Source organism: Klebsiella sp. 1SOBk5mer (assembly GCF_046603115.1).
Lineage (GTDB): Bacteria > Pseudomonadota > Gammaproteobacteria > Enterobacterales > Enterobacteriaceae > Klebsiella > Klebsiella quasipneumoniae.
In genome coordinates, this window is record NZ_JBKIUU010000009.1 from 138,134 (window position 1) to 155,593 (window position 17,460).

A 17,460-nucleotide genomic window follows, 5' to 3' on the forward strand; every position below is an offset into this window, starting at 1 on the left:
TAAGGTGCAAGCGGCGCCATCCGGGACATACCCCAGCTCGCGCTACGCTTAGCCGGGCTACCGGGGAGGCCCAGAACTGTAGCCCCGGTAAGCGTAGCGCTACCGGGGACGCCTGCGATATCGAGGCGTTACAGCGTTTTCAACATCCGCACTTCGCAGTCTACGTGGCCGGTACAGCCCAGCGGACCGTCAATATGTTCGAAGCCAAGATGCTCATATAAGCCGATCGCCTCCGTCAGGAAGGCGGTGGTTTCCAGATAGCAGCGTTTAAAGCCCTGCTCGCGGGCGTAGTCCAGCGCCAGCAGCGCCAGCTTCTTCGCCAGCCCCTGGCCGCGGGCGCTGGTCATGAAATACATTTTCTGCAGCTCGCAGATATCCGGCTCGCTGCAGGCGAGCGGCGCGACGCCGCCGCCGCCAACCACTTCTCCCTCTTTCTCCACCACCCAATAGGCCGAGCCTGGCTGGCTGTACAGCTCATACAGCTCATCGAGATTCGGGTCGGCGACCGTATAGCCTTTATCGGCGGTCAGGCCATATTCTGCGGATACCTGGCGGATGACGGCCGCTATCGCAGCGTTATCCTGTACCGCGATACGGCGTAAAGTAAAGGTCTGTGGCGCGGCAAGATTCATAGAATCACTCAATTTTAGCTTAAATAACCATATATTTCTTTAATACCATTATTCGTTTACAGGCGCAAGGTGCGCGTGAAATGTATTGCCGGGAAAATTCAAAATAATATATTCTGCTCGCTTAATGCCGATGCGCATTATTTATTATTTCTATATATGGTTTAAAGTACAAGGACGACTTTTTTATGAGTATGATTTCAGGGCAATTGCAGCGTTCTGGCCATTCTTTTGTTTTTCATGGTCAGGTCGGGCGCTATTTTATTATTTGTCTGGTTAATATTATTTTTTCTGTAATAACTTGTGGGTTGTTTATTCCGTGGGCATGGGTACGGAGTCGCCGTTATCTTTGTGAGAATATGGAGGTTAATGGCGCCCGCTTTGCCTATCACGGGCGCGGTATCACGATTTTACTCAGCTGGCTATTGATATTTGTCGTGCTGGTTTTACTCAGCTTAGCGCTTGCCATTTTCTCTCCCGGTAGCGAAGGGCTGGAGACGCTGGCATTTCTTATCCTGCTGCCGGTAATGATAATTAAGGGGTTAAGCTACCATGCGACGATGACCTCTTTCGCGAATATTCGCTTTGGGGTTCAGTGTCATCTGCTGCGCGGATGGTGGATTATGCTCGGCTTACCTTTGCTGATATACGTGCTAACAGCGGTGGTGTTCGCCATGCTGGGAAGTCGGCTCTTTTACAATGGCCTAAATAGCATGCTGCTGGGGATCGTTGTTCTGCTTTTGCTGGCGCTAGTTATTATGGCAATAACCAGCGGTGTGGTTTACAGCCACTGGCTTGATCTCATCGGCAAAGGCGCAACCTTAGGCAAAAATAAATTTAATATTTATGTGAGTACTAAGCGTTGTGTGGTGATTTTTTTATGGGCAACGGCGATTTTGTTGCCGTTTATCATCATTTTTATTGGCTTTTTATTTTCCGCATTCGCTCAACTGCTGACGGGCTGTATGTTTGGTCTGTGCAGTGAAGGTTCGGCACTGTTTATGGCATTGCGGCATCTTGGGGCGATATTAGGGGGATATATATTCCTCACTATCGGTATCGTGTTATCCATGGCATACCTTCGTGTGGCTTTACGTAATCACGCGATGAATAACCTGGTGCTGGGGGACAGCGTTCATTTTCGTTCCACCCTGACGTTTTTCGGTCTTGCTCCGCGTTTACTGGCGTTGACGTTTCTCACGCCGCTGACGCTGGGGCTGGCCTATCCCTGGTTCAAGATTGATTTGCTACGCTATATTGCTGAAAACACGACGATGGTCGGTGAGTTCGATTCGCTCGATCTGCAGCCGGCGGCACCACCGCAGCCGACGGTATCTGACAAACTATGCGGCGGTTTTTTTCCGATGCTGCCGTTCCTGTAATGTAAAAAGGCCGGAGCAAGCTCCGGCCTTTTTTCTATCGCGAGCAATTACAGCGCGGCGATCACCGCCTGCTGCTCAATCAGCTTCGCTTTCGCTTCCGCGTAGCCTTCCAGCTTCTCGCGCTCTTTGGCGATCACCGCTTCCGGCGCGCGGGCGACAAAGCCTTCGTTAGCCAGCTTGCTTTCGATGCGGCCAATTTCGCCTTCGATTTTGGCCACTTCTTTCGCCAGACGCGCCAGCTCATCTTCTTTGTTGATGAGGCCCGCCATTGGGATCAGCAGCTCGGCGCCGTCGACGATCTTGGTCACGGAGACCGGACCTTTGTCATCGGCAGGCAGCACGGTAATGCTTTCCAGACGCGCCAGATTCAGCAGGAAGCTGCGGTTGTCGTTCACGCGACGCTCAGCCTCTTTGCTGCAGCCGCGCAGCAGCAGTTCCAGCGGTTTGCCCGGGGCGATGTTCATTTCCGCACGGATGTTACGTACGGCGACGATCGCCTGCTTCAGCCATTCGGTGTCGGCCAGCGCCGCGTCATCCACCTGAGAGGCATCATACTGCGGGAACGGCTGCAGCATGATGGTGTCGGCGGTGATCCCGCAGATGACCTTCACGCGCTGCCAGATGGTCTCGGTGATGAACGGAATGATCGGATGCGCCAGGCGCAGCAGACCTTCCAGCACGGTCACCAGCGTATGGCGAGTGCCGCGCAGTTCCGCTTCGCTGCCGCCGTTCATCACCGGCTTGGTCAGTTCCAGGTACCAGTCGCAGAACTGGTTCCAGGTGAACTCGTACAGGATGCCGGCGGCGATATCGAAGCGGAAGTTATCCAGCGCTTCGCGATACGCTTTGACGGTGTGGTTGAATTCCGCGAGGATCCAGCGGTCGGCCAGGGAGAGTACCCTCTCGCCGCCGTTAAAGCCGCAATCCTGATCTTCGGTGTTCATCAGCACGAAGCGGCTGGCGTTCCATAGCTTGTTACAGAAGTTACGGTAACCTTCCAGACGCTTCATATCCCAGTTGATGTCGCGGCCGGTAGAGGCCAGCGCCGCCAGGGTGAAGCGCAGGGCGTCGGTGCCGTGCGGCTCGATGCCGTTCGGGAACTGTTTCTCGGTGCGCTTACGGATTTTCTCCGCCAGCTGCGGCTGCATCATGTTGCCGGTACGTTTCTCCAGCAGCTCCGGCAGGGTGATGCCGTCAACCATATCCAGCGGGTCGATAACGTTACCCTTGGATTTGGACATCTTCTGGCCTTCGTCATCGCGGATCAGACCGGTCATGTAGACGGTCTTAAACGGCACCTGCGGTTTACCGTTTTCATCTTTGATGAAGTGCATGGTCATCATGATCATGCGGGCGATCCAGAAGAAGATGATGTCGAAGCCGGAGACCATCACGCTGGTCGGGTGGAACTGACGCAGGGCGTCGGTGTTTTCCGGCCAGCCGAGAGTGGAGAAGGTCCACAGCGCGGAGGAGAACCAGGTATCCAGCACGTCTTCGTCCTGGCGCAGCGCCACGTCGGCGCCGAGGTTATTTTCCTGGCGTACTTCGTCTTCGGTGCGGCCCACGTAAACGTTGCCGTCGTTGTCGTACCATGCCGGGATGCGGTGACCCCACCACAGCTGACGGGAGATACACCAGTCCTGAATGTCGCGCATCCAGGAGAAGTACATGTTTTCGTACTGCTTCGGCACGAACTGAATGTCGCCGTTTTCAACGGCTTCCACCGCCGGCTTGGCCAGCACGTCCGCGCGCACGTACCACTGGTCGGTCAGCATCGGTTCGATAACCACGCCGCCGCGGTCGCCGTAAGGGACGGTCAGGTCGTGCGGTTTGATCTCTTCCAGCAGGCCGAGGGCGTCAACCGCCGCAACGACGGCTTTACGCGCCGCGAAGCGTTCCAGTTTCTGGAACTCCGCCGGGATCTCGCTGGAGTAGACGTCGGATTCATTACCTTTGGTGTCGTACACTTCCGCGCTTTCGCGGATGTCGCCGTCAAAGGTCAGGATGTTGATCATCGGCAGCTGGTGACGACGACCCACTTCGTAGTCGTTAAAGTCGTGCGCCGGGGTGATCTTCACGCAGCCGGTGCCTTTCTCCATGTCGGCGTGTTCGTCGCCCACGATCGGGATGCGGCGGTTAACCAGCGGCAGCACCACGAATTTGCCAATCAGATCTTTGTAGCGCGGATCTTCCGGGTTAACGGCCACGCCGGTATCGCCCAGCAGGGTTTCCGGACGGGTGGTGGCGACCACCAGGTAGTCTTTACCGTCAGCGGTTTTCGCGCCATCGGCCAGCGGGTAGCGGATATGCCACATGGAGCCTTTCGATTCGCGGTTTTCCACTTCGAGGTCGGAAATGGCGGTGCGCAGTTTCGGGTCCCAGTTAACCAGGCGTTTGCCGCGGTAGATCAGGTCTTCCTTGTACAGGCGAACGAAGACTTCTTTCACGGCATTGGAAAGGCCTTCGTCCATGGTGAAGCGCTCGCGTTCCCAGTCAACGGAGTTGCCGAGACGGCGCATCTGACGGGTAATGGTGCCGCCGGATTCCGCTTTCCACTGCCAGATTTTGTCGATAAAGGCATCGCGGCCGTAGTCGTGACGGGTTTTCCCTTCTTCAGCGGCAATCTTACGCTCAACCACCATCTGGGTAGCGATACCCGCGTGGTCGGTCCCCGCCTGCCACAGGGTGTTTTTGCCCTGCATGCGCTGGTAGCGAATCATGGTATCCATGATGGTTTGCTGGAAGGCATGACCCATATGCAAACTGCCGGTGACGTTCGGCGGCGGGATCATGATGCAGAAGCTCTCCTGGCTTTCATCACCATTCGGTTTGAAATAGCCCTGCTTTTCCCAGTGCTCGTAAAGCGGCTGTTCGATATCTTGTGGGTTGTATGTCTTTTCCATTATTTCCAGGTTGCCGTGTTCAGGTTGAAACCAGCCATGCGGTACGCCTTATAGCGTTCGCGCGCCAGTTGTTTCAGATTTTCTTCGTAAGGGACAAAGTCTATCACTTCTGTGAAAGCGGTGGCAAAATCTGCAAAGTTAAGCCGCAGGCTGATAAGAATATCCCGCGGGCTGCTGTTGCGCTTTTGCGGCCAGGCAATCTCTACCGGCGCGCCGCCTCGCGGGCCTTCGCCCGCCAGATTGTGCGGCACAAAGCTCTCCGGTGGTCGCGACCACAGCGCCTCATCGAGACGAATCGCCTGCTGCTCATCTTCACAGGCGATCAGGACGCGCTTGCCGTTGCGCCAACGTTCTGCGGCAATGTCACACACCAGCTGCTCGACGGCGCTCAGGCCTTCGACGGTGTCTTCGTTGTCCAGAAGATAGAACGTTGCGTTTTTCATATATGGGGCTTCTTGTTGTGGATTTAAATGTAAAGCCGGGCGGCGCTACGCTTACCCGGCTTACAAACGGCATCTTTCCGTAGGCCCGGTAAGCGTAGCGCCACCGGGCATCAGACGGCAATCACTCTTCGCCGTTAAAACCCGCGCGATTGAGCAGGAACTGCGACAGCAGCGCGACCGGACGACCGGTGGCGCCTTTGGCCTTACCGGAGCGCCAGGCGGTGCCGGCGATGTCGAGGTGCGCCCAGTTGTACTTGCGGGTGAAGCGCGACAGGAAGCAGCCGGCGGTGATCGCGCCGCCAGGACGGCCGCCGATATTCGCCATATCGGCAAAGTTGGATTCCAGCTGATCCTGGAACTCGTCGGCCAGCGGCAGACGCCATGCGCGGTCGCCCGCCAGTTCAGAGGCGCCGATCAGCTCATGGGCCAGCGGGTTATGGTTCGACATCAGGCCGGTGATGTGATGGCCGAGGGCAATCACGCAGGCGCCGGTCAGCGTCGCGACATCGATAACCGCTTCCGGCTCGAAGCGCTCAACGTAGGTCAGCACGTCGCACAGCACCAGACGGCCTTCGGCGTCGGTGTTGAGCACTTCCACCGTCTGGCCGGACATGGTGGTCAGAACATCGCCCGGGCGATAAGCGCGACCGCCAGGCATGTTTTCACAGCCCGCCAGCACGCCGATCACGTTCAGCGGCAGCTGCAGCTCAGCAACCATCCGCATCACGCCGTACACCGCCGCGGCGCCGCACATGTCGTACTTCATCTCGTCCATGCCTTCGGCCGGCTTGATGGAGATACCGCCGGAATCGAAGGTCAGGCCTTTACCGACCAGCACGATAGGGCGCGCGTCTTCCGACGGGTTGCCTTTATACTCGATGACCGACATCAGCGACTCGTTCTGCGAACCGTTGCCGACGGCGAGGTAGGCGTTCATTCCCAGCTCGCGCATCTGCTGTTCGCCGATCACCCGGGTGATAACGTTTTTGCTATAGGTATCGGCCAGCTGGCGCGCCTGGGAGGCCAGATAGGCGGCGTTACAGATGTTCGGCGGCATGTTGCCGAGATCTTTCGCCGCTTTGATGCCGGCGGCGATCGCCAGCCCGTGCTGAATGGCGCGTTCGCCGCTGGTCAGCTCGCGACGGGTCGGCACGTTAAAGACCATTTTACGCAGCGGGCGACGCGGCTCGCTTTTGTTGGTCTTCAGCTGGTCGAAGCTGTACAGCGTCTCTTTGGCGGTTTCCACCGCCTGGCGAACTTTCCAGTAGTTGTTACGACCCTTGACGTGCAGCTCGGTCAGGAAGCAGACTGCCTCCATTGAACCGGTATCATTCAGGGTATTGATGGTTTTCTGGATGACCTGCTTGTACTGACGCTCATCCAGTTCGCGCTCTTTGCCGCAGCCAATCAGCAGAATGCGCTCAGACAGAATGTTCGGCACATGGTGCAGCAATAACGTCTGGCCAGGTTTGCCTTCCAGCTCGCCGCGACGCAGCAGGGCGCTGATGTAGCCGTCGCTGATTTTATCGAGTTGTTCGGCGATGGGGGAGAGGCGACGTGGTTCAAAGACGCCGACCACGATACAGGCGCTCCGCTGCTTCTCCGGGCTACCGCTTTTTACACTGAACTCCATGCACTATGCTCCTGAATCTTAAAGACAACAGTGGTGGCTACGGCTATACTCGTCGCCTTTCAAGTTGCAGATGCGCCGGCTGCGCCTGCTTACCCTGACGTGGCACATTGTGCGCGCCAGGGGCCACAGCCCTGCTGCCTTCTTACAACTCGAAATCCATTGAGTATATAATTGCAAGCTTTCGTAACTCATGTCCGCTGTTGCGGTGACTTCGTGTTAATCTTAACGTTAATAAGGCCTGGGTTCGTCAGAAAAGATCCTGACATGCAGAACCGATGAGTCATTTAATCTTAGCGACGTTTTCGACGACCAAAGAGAATAAATGACGTTTAAGCCATGAAACAAGCAATTTTCCTGCACTAAAACGGGTTTTTACGGGCGTATTTATAGTGATAATCATAAGATATCTGGTTCGTGAGACGCTGAAAAGCCAGTTGGCGATCCTATTCATCCTGTTACTGATTTTCTTTTGCCAGAAATTAGTCAGGATCCTCGGCGCTGCGGTGGATGGCGATATCCCAACCAATCTGGTGCTCTCGCTGCTGGGGCTCGGCATCCCGGAGATGGCGCAGCTTATCCTGCCGTTAAGTCTGTTCCTTGGCCTGCTGATGACCCTCGGCAAGCTGTACACCGAAAGCGAAATTACGGTGATGCACGCCTGTGGCCTGAGTAAAGCCGTATTGATCAAGGCGGCGATGATCCTCGCGCTGTTCACCGGCGCGGTGGCGGCGGTCAACGTGATGTGGGCAGGGCCGTGGTCGTCGCGCCATCAGGATGAAGTGCTGGCGGAAGCCAAGGCCAACCCCGGCATGGCCGCGCTGGCCCAGGGCCAGTTCCAGCAGGCCAGCGATGGTAACGCGGTCATGTTTATCGAGAGCGTGAACGGCAACCGCTTCCATGACGTCTTCCTTGCCCAGCTGCGCCCGAAAGGCAACGCGCGCCCCTCCGTGGTGGTGGCGGATTCCGGCGAGCTGTCGCAGCAGAAAGACGGTTCGCAGGTGGTGACCCTCAATAAGGGCACCCGCTTTGAAGGCACCGCGATGCTGCGCGACTTCCGCATCACCGACTTCAATAACTATCAGGCCATTATCGGCCACCAGGCGGTGGCCGCCGATCCGGACGACACCGAACAGATGGATATGCGCACCTTGTGGCAGACCCACACCGATCGTGCGCGCGCCGAACTGCACTGGCGCTTCACGCTGGTGGCGACCGTCTTCATTATGGCGCTGATGGTGGTGCCGCTCAGCGTGGTCAACCCGCGCCAGGGCCGCGTGCTGTCGATGCTGCCGGCGATGCTGCTCTACCTGGTGTTCTTCCTGCTGCAGACCTCGATTAAGTCGAACGGCGGCAAAGGCAAAATGGACCCGGCTATCTGGATGTGGGCGATTAACCTGCTCTATTTTGCGCTGGCGGTGCTGTTAAACCTGTGGGACACGGTGCCGATGCGCCGCTTCCGCGCCCGTTTTAATAAAGGAGCGGCCTGATGCAGGCGTTTGGCGTACTTGACCGTTATATCGGTAAGACGATTTTCAACACCATCATGATGACCCTGTTCATGCTGGTGTCGCTCTCCGGCATTATCAAGTTTGTCGATCAGCTGAAAAAGTCCGGGCAGGGTAGTTACGATGCGCTGGGCGCTGGCCTCTACACCATCCTCAGCGTGCCGAAAGACATCCAGATCTTCTTCCCGATGGCGGCGCTGCTTGGCGCGCTGCTGGGGCTGGGGATGCTGGCCCAGCGCAGCGAGCTGGTGGTGATGCAGGCGTCCGGTTTCACCCGGCTGCAGGTGGCGCTGGCGGTGATGAAAACCGCGATCCCGCTGGTGCTGTTGACCATGGCGATCGGCGAGTGGGTGGCGCCGCAGGGCGAGCAGATGGCGCGCAACTACCGCGCCCAGCAGATGTACGGCGGTTCGCTGCTTTCCACCCAGCAGGGGCTGTGGGCGAAAGATGGCCATAACTTTGTCTATATCGAACGGGTAAAAGGTAACGATGAGCTGGGGGGCGTCAGCATTTATGCCTTCAACCCGGAGCGTCGTTTACAGTCGGTGCGCTATGCCGCCTCGGCAAAATTCGATAGCGAGAATAAAGTGTGGCGCCTGTCGCAGGTGGATGAATCCGATCTGACCGATCCGAAGCAGGTGACCGGGTCGCAGATGGTGAGCGGCACCTGGAAAACCAACCTGACGCCGGACAAGCTCGGCGTGGTAGCCCTGGATCCGGACGCGCTGTCGATCAGCGGGCTGCACAACTATGTGAAATACCTGAAGTCCAGCGGCCAGGATCCGGGACGCTACCAGCTCAATATGTGGAGCAAAATCTTCCAGCCGCTGTCGGTGGCGGTGATGATGCTGATGGCGCTGTCGTTTATCTTTGGCCCGCTGCGTAGCGTGCCGATGGGCGTCAGGGTGGTGACCGGGATTAGCTTCGGCTTTATCTTCTACGTGCTGGATCAGATTTTCGGCCCGCTGACCCTGGTGTACGGCATACCGCCGATCATCGGCGCCCTGTTGCCAAGCGCCAGCTTCTTCCTGATAAGCCTCTGGCTGATGATGCGCAAGGCCTAGCGGACTCGGCTACGGAACGTAAGCCCCCTCAACGATGAGGGGGCTTTTTTTTAGCGCTTGCGGCCGCCCAGCAGACTGCCCAGCATGCCGCGGACGATCTGATTGGTGACCTGGCGAACCGCGCTTTTCGCCGCGGTCTGCACGATACCGTCGCGTTTGCCGCCGCGCGGGCCGGTGCTGCCGAATAGGATATCTTTCAGGCCGCCGAGCAGCCCATCGTCTTCCCCGCTCTGCTGACCCTTCGCCGACGGAGCCGACTGCTGCTCGGTAGTGACCTGCACCCCTTGCTGCAGCATTTCGAAGGCCGACTCGCGGTCCACCTCTTCTTCATACTTGCCGTACAGCGGAGAGTGATTCAGCAGGCCATTGCGCTCATCATCGCTGACCGGCCCCATTCGCGAGCAGGGGGCGATAACCATCGCCCGCTCGACCACCGAGGGGCTGCCTTTCTCATCGAGGAAGGAGATCAGCGCCTCGCCGGTGCCCAGCTCCTGGATCGCCTGCTCGGTACTGAAGGCCGGGTTGGCGCGCATGGTCTGGGCGGCGGTTTTCACCGCTTTCTGATCCTTCGGCGTAAAGGCGCGCAGCGCGTGCTGTACGCGGTTGCCCAGCTGGCCGAGCACGGCGTCGGGTATATCCGCCGGGTTCTGCGAGACAAAATAGACGCCGACGCCCTTGGAGCGAATAAGACGGATCACCTGTTCGATTTTATCCAGCAGCACCTGCGGCGCGTCGTTGAACAGCAGATGCGCCTCATCGAAGAAGAACACCAGTTTGGGCTTGTCGAGATCGCCCGCCTCCGGCAGACGCTCGTACAGCTCGGAGAGCATCCACAGCAGGCTGGCGGCGTAGAGCTTCGGCATCTGGTAGAGCTTTTCGGCGCTGAGGATATTGATTATCCCTTTGCCGCTGGCATCGACGCGCATCCAGTCGGCAATATCCAGCATCGGCTCGCCGAAGAAGTGCCCGGCGCCCTGTTGCTCCAGGGTCAACAGTCCGCGCTGGATGGCGCCGACCGAGGCGCTGCTGATATTGCCATACTGGTTCTGGAAAGATTTGGCGTTGTCGCCGATAAACTGGGTGATGGCGCGGAGGTCTTTGAAGTCGAGCAGCAGCAGACCGCGGTCGTCCGCGATGCGGAAAATAATGTTCAGCACGCCGCTCTGCACCTCATTGAGATTGAGCAGGCGCGCCAGCAGCAGGGGGCCAAGATCGGAGACCGTCGCCCGAACCGGGTGGCCCTTCTCGCCAAAGATATCCCAGAGTACCACCGGGTTGGCGTGCGGCTCCCAGTCGCTGACGCCGATCTTCTCCAGCCGCGCCTGCAGTTTCTCTGAGCTCTGCCCCGCGGCGGCAATGCCGGTCAGGTCGCCCTTGACGTCCGCCATAAATACCGGCACGCCAATTTCCGAGAACGACTCAGCCAGCTTTTGCAGGGTGACGGTTTTACCGGTGCCGGTCGCACCGGTGATCAGCCCATGGCGGTTGGCCATCGCGGGCAACAAATAGAGCGCGTTATCCAGCGTGCGCGCAATCAACAGGGGTGAGCTCATGATCGATTCCTCCATTTATCCTGCGACGATTATAGGCAACCTCGTCGTCCGGCGTTGGGGAAATCGTCACGCGCCGCGCACGCTGTCGCGAGAGGCCTCAGGCGCAGTGGCGTTGGATAAGCGCAATGCTCTGCTCAATTTCGCGCTCGATATCCGCTTCGCTCCACTGCGCCAGCTCGGGAGCGAAGGGTTCAAAAGCGTATACCCCCTGATAGCCGCGGGCTTCCAGCGCTTTAACCTGCTCGCAGGTGCCGAGGCGATCCTGCGGCGTCAGCATGATGCGCTCGGCATCGGTGAGCTGCTCGCGCGGACGGGTATCGTCCACCCCGGAGAGGTGCACCAGACCGATATCCGCCACCTCCACCTGGCTGAACTCGTCCGCCGCCTGCGGGTAGAGATGGTGATGGAAGGTGTCGATCAGCAGCTTAAACGGCACGCGGGCGTCATGGATCAGCGTCTGCGCTTGGTGCGCAGATCGCAGCGAGCTTTGCGGGAAGCCCAGCGGCTCCACCAGGCCGTGGATGCCGTAGAAGGCGAACAGCGGCGCCAGGTCGCGCAGGGCGCCTAAGGTGTCGCTGGCCGGCACCTCGCTGCCGTCGTTGAGCGGGCAGAGCACCAGCGATTTGGCGCCGATGGCCTGGGCCTCTTTCAGCAGCGACTCGGTCAGCTGCCGCACCTCTTCGCTACGGCGGTTAAAGGGATAGACCGCGTTAATCGTCAGGATCTCGATGTGGTAACGCGCCGCCAGCTCGCGCACCTGCTGATGGCTCAGATCGTCGGTCACTTTCCCGCTGGGTAAATCGTTGCGCAGCTCGACTTTATTCAGGCCCAGACGGTTCACCAGACGGAAAAACGCTTCAATGCTGAGCGCTGGCGCGATTTTGCGGTTAATACAAAAACGTTGCATTGCGATGGCCATAGGACACTCCTGACGGAAGAGGGTTGGGTTCGTTCAATTGGCTAACAGTCAAAACGTTTATTCCAAAATAAGCAAGAATGAAAATGATGATTGTTTGAGCTGCCTCGCAAAATATTCCCGGCTGCCGCGGCGGGAGCGATTGGGACCGGGAGCCAGGTATCGCGAGGCGGCGCGGCTCGATGGGGGAAGCGCGTAAGCGATGCGTGAGCGCAAAATGCGACTGTTATCACCAAAATGAAATTTCATTTCACAACAATGTTGAAATATAAATTTCATTTTACTACGGTTATAGCACAGCAGAATCAGCGACGGGCCGGCGTGCGCTGGCCCTCTTCACTATGAGGCGAGAACATGACGATCACAGGAAACTTTATTGGCGGGAAAACCGTTATCAGCAGCAGCAACGAAACGATGCCGGTGTACGATCCGGCGACGGGCAAAGCGGTGCGCGAAGTCACGGTATCGACCGCGCAGGAAGTCTCTGAGGCGATTCAGGTTGCTCGCGATGCGTTTGACAGCTGGTCTCGCACCACGCCGCTGCGCCGCGCCCGCGTGCTGTTCAACTTTAAAATGTTGCTGGAGCAGCACGTGGAAGAGCTGGCGGGGATCATCGTCAGCGAGCACGGCAAAGTGTGGTCGGATGCGCTGGGCGAGCTGACCCGCGGCATGGAAGTGGTCGAATTCGCCTGCGGGATCCCGCACCTGATTAAAGGCGAATACTCCTCTGACGTCGGCACCGGCGTCGACAGCTACTCGTTGATGCAGCCGCTGGGCGTGGTGGCCGGGATCACCCCGTTCAACTTCCCGGCGATGGTGCCGATGTGGATGTTCCCGCTGGCGCTGGCCTGCGGCAACAGCTTCGTCCTCAAGCCGCCGGCGCTGGCGCCGACGGCCGCCGTGCGTCTGGCAGAGCTGCTGAAAGAGGCCGGTCTGCCGGACGGCGTGTTTAACGTCGTGCACTGCAGCAATGAAGATGCCGAGCAGCTGTACACTGACCCGCGCATTGCGGCGGTGAGCTTCGTCGGCTCTTCCGGCGTGGCGGAGTATATCTATAAGACCGCCAGCGCCCACGGCAAGCGCGTGCAGGCCTTCGGCGCCGCCAAAAACCACGCGATAGTGATGCCGGATGCCGATCTCGACGCCACCGTTAACGCCATTATGGGCGGCGCCTTCGGTTCCGCAGGCGAGCGCTGCATGGCGCTGCCGGTGGTGGTGGCGGTGGGAGATGAAACCGCCGACAAACTGATCGCTCGCCTGAAGCCGCTGGTGGAAGCGCTGAAAGTGGGCCCGGGCTGCATGCGCGGCCAGGAAGAGAACGAGATGGGGCCGGTGGTGTCTGATACTCACCAGAAAAAAGTGCTCGGCTATATTGATAAAGGCGAAAGCGAAGGGGCAAAACTGGTGGTCGATGGCCGCAAACTGCGCGTGCCGGGCTACGACGCGGGCTATTATATCGGCGGCACCCTGTTCGATCACGTTACCCCGGAGATGACCATCTGGCGCGAAGAGATCTTTGGCCCGGTGCTGGGGATTGTGCGCGCGGCGGACTATGACAGCGCCCTCGAACTGGTCAACAGCCACGAGTTTGGCAACGGCAGCGCCGTCTTCACCAGCAACGGCCACACCGCGCGTGAATTCGTCCACGACGTGCAGGCGGGGATGGTCGGGGTGAACGTGCCGGTCCCGGTGCCGATGGCGTTCCACAGCTTCGGCGGCTGGAAGCGCTCAGTGTTTGGCGCGCTGAACGTCCACGGGCCGGACGGCGTGCGCTTCTACACGCGCATGAAGACCGCCACCGTACGCTGGCCGGCAGGGCAGCAGACCGTATCTGAATTCAGCATGCCGACGTTAGGTTAATCGGCGAAGGAGAGCGCCATGTCGTTACTGGCTAAATCGCGAAAAGAGGGACAGATCCAGCACATTACGCCGCAAAGCGCCGGTTGGCGCTATATCGGCTTCGATGTCTGGATGTTGAAAAAAGGGCAGACTGTGACGCTGGAGAGCGGCGATCGCGAGCTGTGCCTGGTGCTGGTCGCTGGCCTGGCGTCGGTGAAAACGCAGCAGGCCGATTTCCCGAATCTCGGTAAACGGATGTCGCCGTTTGAACGTACCCCGCCGTGGTCGGTATACGTGCCGCCGCAGGATCGGGTCGAGGTGACCGCCGATTCCGATCTGGAGCTGGCGGTGTGCAGCGCGCCGGGCAAAGGCAGCTTCCCGGCACGCCTGATTCGGCCGGAAGACGTCGGCGTGGAGCACCGCGGGAAAGGGCGCAACCAGCGCCGGGTGCATAATATTCTGCCGGACAGCGCCGAGGCGGATTGCCTGCTGGTGGTCGAGGTCTACACCGACGAAGGGGCTACCAGCTCGTGGCCGTCGCATAAGCACGATACCGCCCAGCCGGGCAAAGAGACGCAGCTGGAAGAGACCTACTATCACCGCTTCGATCCGCCGCAGGGCTTTGCCTTCCAGCGGGTCTACACCGACGACCGCAGCCTGGACGCCTGCATGGCGCCCTATAACCACGATGTGGTGATGGTGCCGCGCGGTTACCATCCGGTGGCGGCGATTGCCGGTTACGACAGCTACTATCTGAACGTCATGGCCGGGCCGGATCGGAAATGGCTGTTCACCTGGGAAGAGGACCACGCCTGGATCAACACCCCGGAATATCCGCGCCACGACTAACGTGACGCGCAGACGCCGATAAAAAAGGCCGGTTAGCGATGCTAACCGGCCTTCTTGTCTATGCGCTGCGAGTGTTTTTTAGCGAAAGGCTCCGCGGAATCCCACTCCCAGGCCCGGCAAGCGCAGCGTCGCCGGGCAGTCAGGCACCGTACCCGTGGCTGTGCCGGATGGCGCTACGCTTATCCGGCCTACGGGGTCCTCTCACAGGCTCATACCTCCCAGGCCCGGCAAGCGCAGCGCCGCCGGGCAGGACATCGCAAACACCGTCGCTGTATTTATGCAGGATGGCGCCACGCTTATTCGGCCTACGGGGTCCTCTCACAGGCTCATACCTCGTAGGCCCGGCAAGCGCAGCGCCGCCGGGCAGGACACCGCAAACACCGTCGCCGTTTTTATGCAGGATGGCGCTACGCTTATCCGGCCTACGGGGTCCTCTCACAGGCTCATACCTCGTAGGCCCGGTAAGCGCAGCGCCACCGGGCAAGATATCAGGCTCGATACCCGTCATGTTGCCGGGTGGCGGCTGGCGCCTTACCCGGCCTACGTTCGTACGACCTGTCGTTAATTTATTCACCATTGTTGCTGAAACTGCCGGTGCTGACGGCCTCAAAATCGCTGAGACGTTCCCGGAAGGCCGGGGCAGCCCGCATGGATGCGGGCTGAGGGCCGTGTTTTGCACGGACGCTGCCTCGGCCCGACCCGAAGCCTGCAGGGATAAGTCGAAGGTACCGCGTAGCGGCGATTTTGCTGGCCGGAGCCCGGGGGTACAGGGGGCGGCGGCGACTGGCCGCCCCCTGTGCGCTCCCTGCGCCATGCCAGGCATAACGCAGACGATTAACCGGGAGCGCAAATTTCACTGAAGTTACACGTGATAAACGCGTTGTCTGGCCGGGGAAGTTGCAAACCGAAAACAGTGTCTACGGCGACCCGCAGGCGCATATATCACACGCCCGGCAAGCGCAGCGCCGCCGGGCAGGACACCTCTGGCGCCATACCCGTCTTGTGCCGGATGGCGCTACGCTTATCCGGCCTACGGGGTCCTCTCACAGGCTCATACCTCGTATGCCCGGTAAGCGCAGCGCCACCGGGCGATGACAGCGGGTACGGAGCCGCTTTTATGCCGGGTGGCGGCTGCGCCTTACCCGGCCTACAGGGTTCGTGCGACCTGTCCTTGATTTACCCACTTGTGCGACTGAAACTGCCGGTGCTGACGGCCTCAAAATCGCTGAGACGTTCCCGGAAGGCCGGGGCAGCCCGCATGGATGCGGGCTGAGGGCCGTGTTTTGCATGGACGCTGCCTCGGCCCGACCCGAAGCCTGCAGGGATAAGTCGAAGGGACCACGCAGTGGCGATTTTGCTGGCCGGAGCCCGGGGGTACAGGGGGCGGCGGCGACTGGCCGCCCCCTGTGCGCTCCCTGCGCCATGCCAGGCATAACGCAGACGATTAACCGGGAGCGCAAATTTCACTGAAGTTACACGTGATAAACGCGTTGTCTGGCCGGAAAAGTTGCAAACCGAAAACAGTGTCTACGGCGACCCGCAGGCGCATATACCCCAGGCCCGGCAAGCGCAGCGCCGCCGGGCGATGAGCGCTGGCACGCAACCTCCTTTGTGCCGGATGGCGGCTTCGCCTTATCCGGCCTACAACGACTACGCTTATCCGGCCTACAACGACTACGCTTATCCGGCCTACAACGACTACGCTTATCCGGCCTACAACGACTACGCTTATCCGGCCTACAACGACTACGTTTATCCGGCCTACAACGACTACGCTTATCCGGCCTACGGGGTCCCCCCGCAGGCTTATCCCGCGCCGCCGCGCAACCGACGCCAGGCGGCCTATCTCACGCCTTCTGCTTGGCCTCGGACTCCTGACTGCTGTTCAGCGCCAGCGAAACCGCCAGCGTCTGGGCCAGGCACAGGGAAGCAACCTGCGAACGGAAGCCATCCACCTGCGCTTCCCGCACCACAAAGCAGACATCGCTGAAGGCCGCCAGCGGGCTGACCTGGCTGTCGGTAATGGCGATCTGCCGCGCTTTGCGCTGCGCGCCCAGCTCCACCAGCTCGACCACTTCCCGGGCGTACGGCGAGAAGCTCACCGCCACCACCACGTCTTTCGGGCCGACCAGACTCAGCTGTTCGGTGAACATGCCGCCGAGGCCGTCGATCAGAAAGGCTTTGCGATCGAGGTGGCGTAGCGCATAGGTCAGATAGGAGGCGACGCTGAACGACCGGCGCAGGCCAATGACGTAGATATTTTCCGCCTCGCCCAACAGGGCCACTGCGCGCTCCAGCTCATCGCTGGAGGTCTGCATCGCCAGCTGCTGCAGCGCCTGGTTGTTCACCATTGTGAACATATTGAGGATTTCCGTCGGCGTTTCCGGCGGGCTGGACTCATCGCTGGTGGTCTGGCGGAACAGACGGGCGCGCTCGGTATAGTTGGCGGTCTCTTCCATCAAATGCTGCTTGAACATCTGTTTCATTTCGTTAAAGCCGCTGAAGCCGAAGGCGTTGGCAAAACGAATCAACGTGGAAGGGGGAACGTCCGCCTGTTGCGCAATGGAGGCCACGGTATCGAAAGCCACGCTATTGCTGTTATCAAGGATATAGCGGGCGACCTGTTTCAGACGTTTGCTTAACGTATCGTAGCGACGCCTGATTTCATCCTGCAGGATGGTCAGCTGTGTTGGGTTATTGGCCATAGAGTGCGCTCTGAGAAAATGGAAGGAATATGGCTTCCA

The 17,460-nt window shown here is 59.3% G+C and carries 12 protein-coding genes; 5 read left to right on the forward strand and 7 right to left on the reverse strand.

Features of this window, described 5'->3' with window-relative positions:
• Positions 1-128 precede the first annotated feature (128 nt).
• Entirely contained in the window at positions 129-632 is a 504-nt protein-coding gene (locus tag ACLH1U_RS19645; RefSeq protein ID WP_032454663.1) for a GNAT family N-acetyltransferase, read from the reverse strand.
• Positions 633-817: 185 nt separating this feature from the next.
• Here ACLH1U_RS19645 and ACLH1U_RS19650 point away from each other — a divergent pair, with 185 nt between their 5' ends.
• Positions 818-2,011 (forward strand): YjgN family protein, encoded by a 1,194-nt coding sequence (locus ACLH1U_RS19650; RefSeq protein ID WP_072013443.1) that lies wholly within the window; start codon positions 818-820, stop codon positions 2,009-2,011.
• A gap of 47 nt (positions 2,012-2,058) precedes the next feature.
• On the opposite strand, the gene ACLH1U_RS19655 is transcribed toward ACLH1U_RS19650, so the two are convergent.
• The 3 genes from ACLH1U_RS19655 to pepA form a co-directional block, all read right to left on the reverse strand.
• Entirely contained in the window at positions 2,059-4,914 is a 2,856-nt protein-coding gene (locus ACLH1U_RS19655) for a valine--tRNA ligase (protein ID WP_044525210.1), read from the reverse strand.
• Positions 4,914-5,357, reverse strand: coding sequence for a DNA polymerase III subunit chi (holC, locus tag ACLH1U_RS19660; protein ID WP_048296514.1), 444 nt, complete (start codon positions 5,355-5,357; stop codon positions 4,914-4,916). The genes ACLH1U_RS19655 and holC overlap by 1 nt, the downstream gene beginning before the upstream one ends.
• Positions 5,358-5,478: 121 nt before the next feature.
• On the reverse strand, positions 5,479-6,990 hold the full coding sequence (gene pepA, locus ACLH1U_RS19665) for a leucyl aminopeptidase (protein ID WP_004206531.1): 1,512 nt from the start codon (positions 6,988-6,990) through the stop codon (positions 5,479-5,481).
• A 389-nt stretch (positions 6,991-7,379) separates the two neighbouring features.
• Between pepA and lptF the strand changes: the two genes are divergently transcribed.
• Entirely contained in the window at positions 7,380-8,477 is a 1,098-nt protein-coding gene (lptF, locus tag ACLH1U_RS19670; protein ID WP_023291773.1) for an LPS export ABC transporter permease LptF, read from the forward strand.
• Positions 8,477-9,559 (forward strand): LPS export ABC transporter permease LptG, encoded by a 1,083-nt coding sequence (gene lptG, locus ACLH1U_RS19675; protein WP_002886956.1) that lies wholly within the window; start codon positions 8,477-8,479, stop codon positions 9,557-9,559. Before lptF ends, lptG begins: the two co-directional genes overlap by 1 nt.
• A gap of 50 nt (positions 9,560-9,609) precedes the next feature.
• Here the strand turns inward: lptG and ACLH1U_RS19680 are convergent, their stop codons facing one another.
• Complete coding sequence (locus tag ACLH1U_RS19680) at positions 9,610-11,112, reverse strand: helicase HerA-like C-terminal domain-containing protein (protein ID WP_411299408.1); 1,503 nt, start codon at positions 11,110-11,112, stop codon at positions 9,610-9,612.
• Between the two features lie 97 nt (positions 11,113-11,209).
• Positions 11,210-12,031 (reverse strand): TIM barrel protein, encoded by an 822-nt coding sequence (locus tag ACLH1U_RS19685; RefSeq protein ID WP_017900562.1) that lies wholly within the window; start codon positions 12,029-12,031, stop codon positions 11,210-11,212.
• A gap of 351 nt (positions 12,032-12,382) precedes the next feature.
• Between ACLH1U_RS19685 and ACLH1U_RS19690 the strand changes: the two genes are divergently transcribed.
• Positions 12,383-13,888 carry a CoA-acylating methylmalonate-semialdehyde dehydrogenase gene (locus tag ACLH1U_RS19690; RefSeq protein ID WP_023291776.1) on the forward strand — a complete coding sequence of 502 codons (1,506 nt, stop codon included), beginning with the start codon at positions 12,383-12,385 and terminating at the stop codon, positions 13,886-13,888.
• 18 nt (positions 13,889-13,906) lie between these two features.
• Complete coding sequence (gene iolB / locus ACLH1U_RS19695; protein ID WP_023291777.1) at positions 13,907-14,716, forward strand: 5-deoxy-glucuronate isomerase; 810 nt, start codon at positions 13,907-13,909, stop codon at positions 14,714-14,716.
• A 1,847-nt stretch (positions 14,717-16,563) separates the two neighbouring features.
• Here iolB and ACLH1U_RS19700 read toward each other — a convergent pair.
• Positions 16,564-17,421, reverse strand: coding sequence for a MurR/RpiR family transcriptional regulator (locus ACLH1U_RS19700; protein WP_004206536.1), 858 nt, complete (start codon positions 17,419-17,421; stop codon positions 16,564-16,566).
• Positions 17,422-17,460 lie beyond the last annotated feature (39 nt).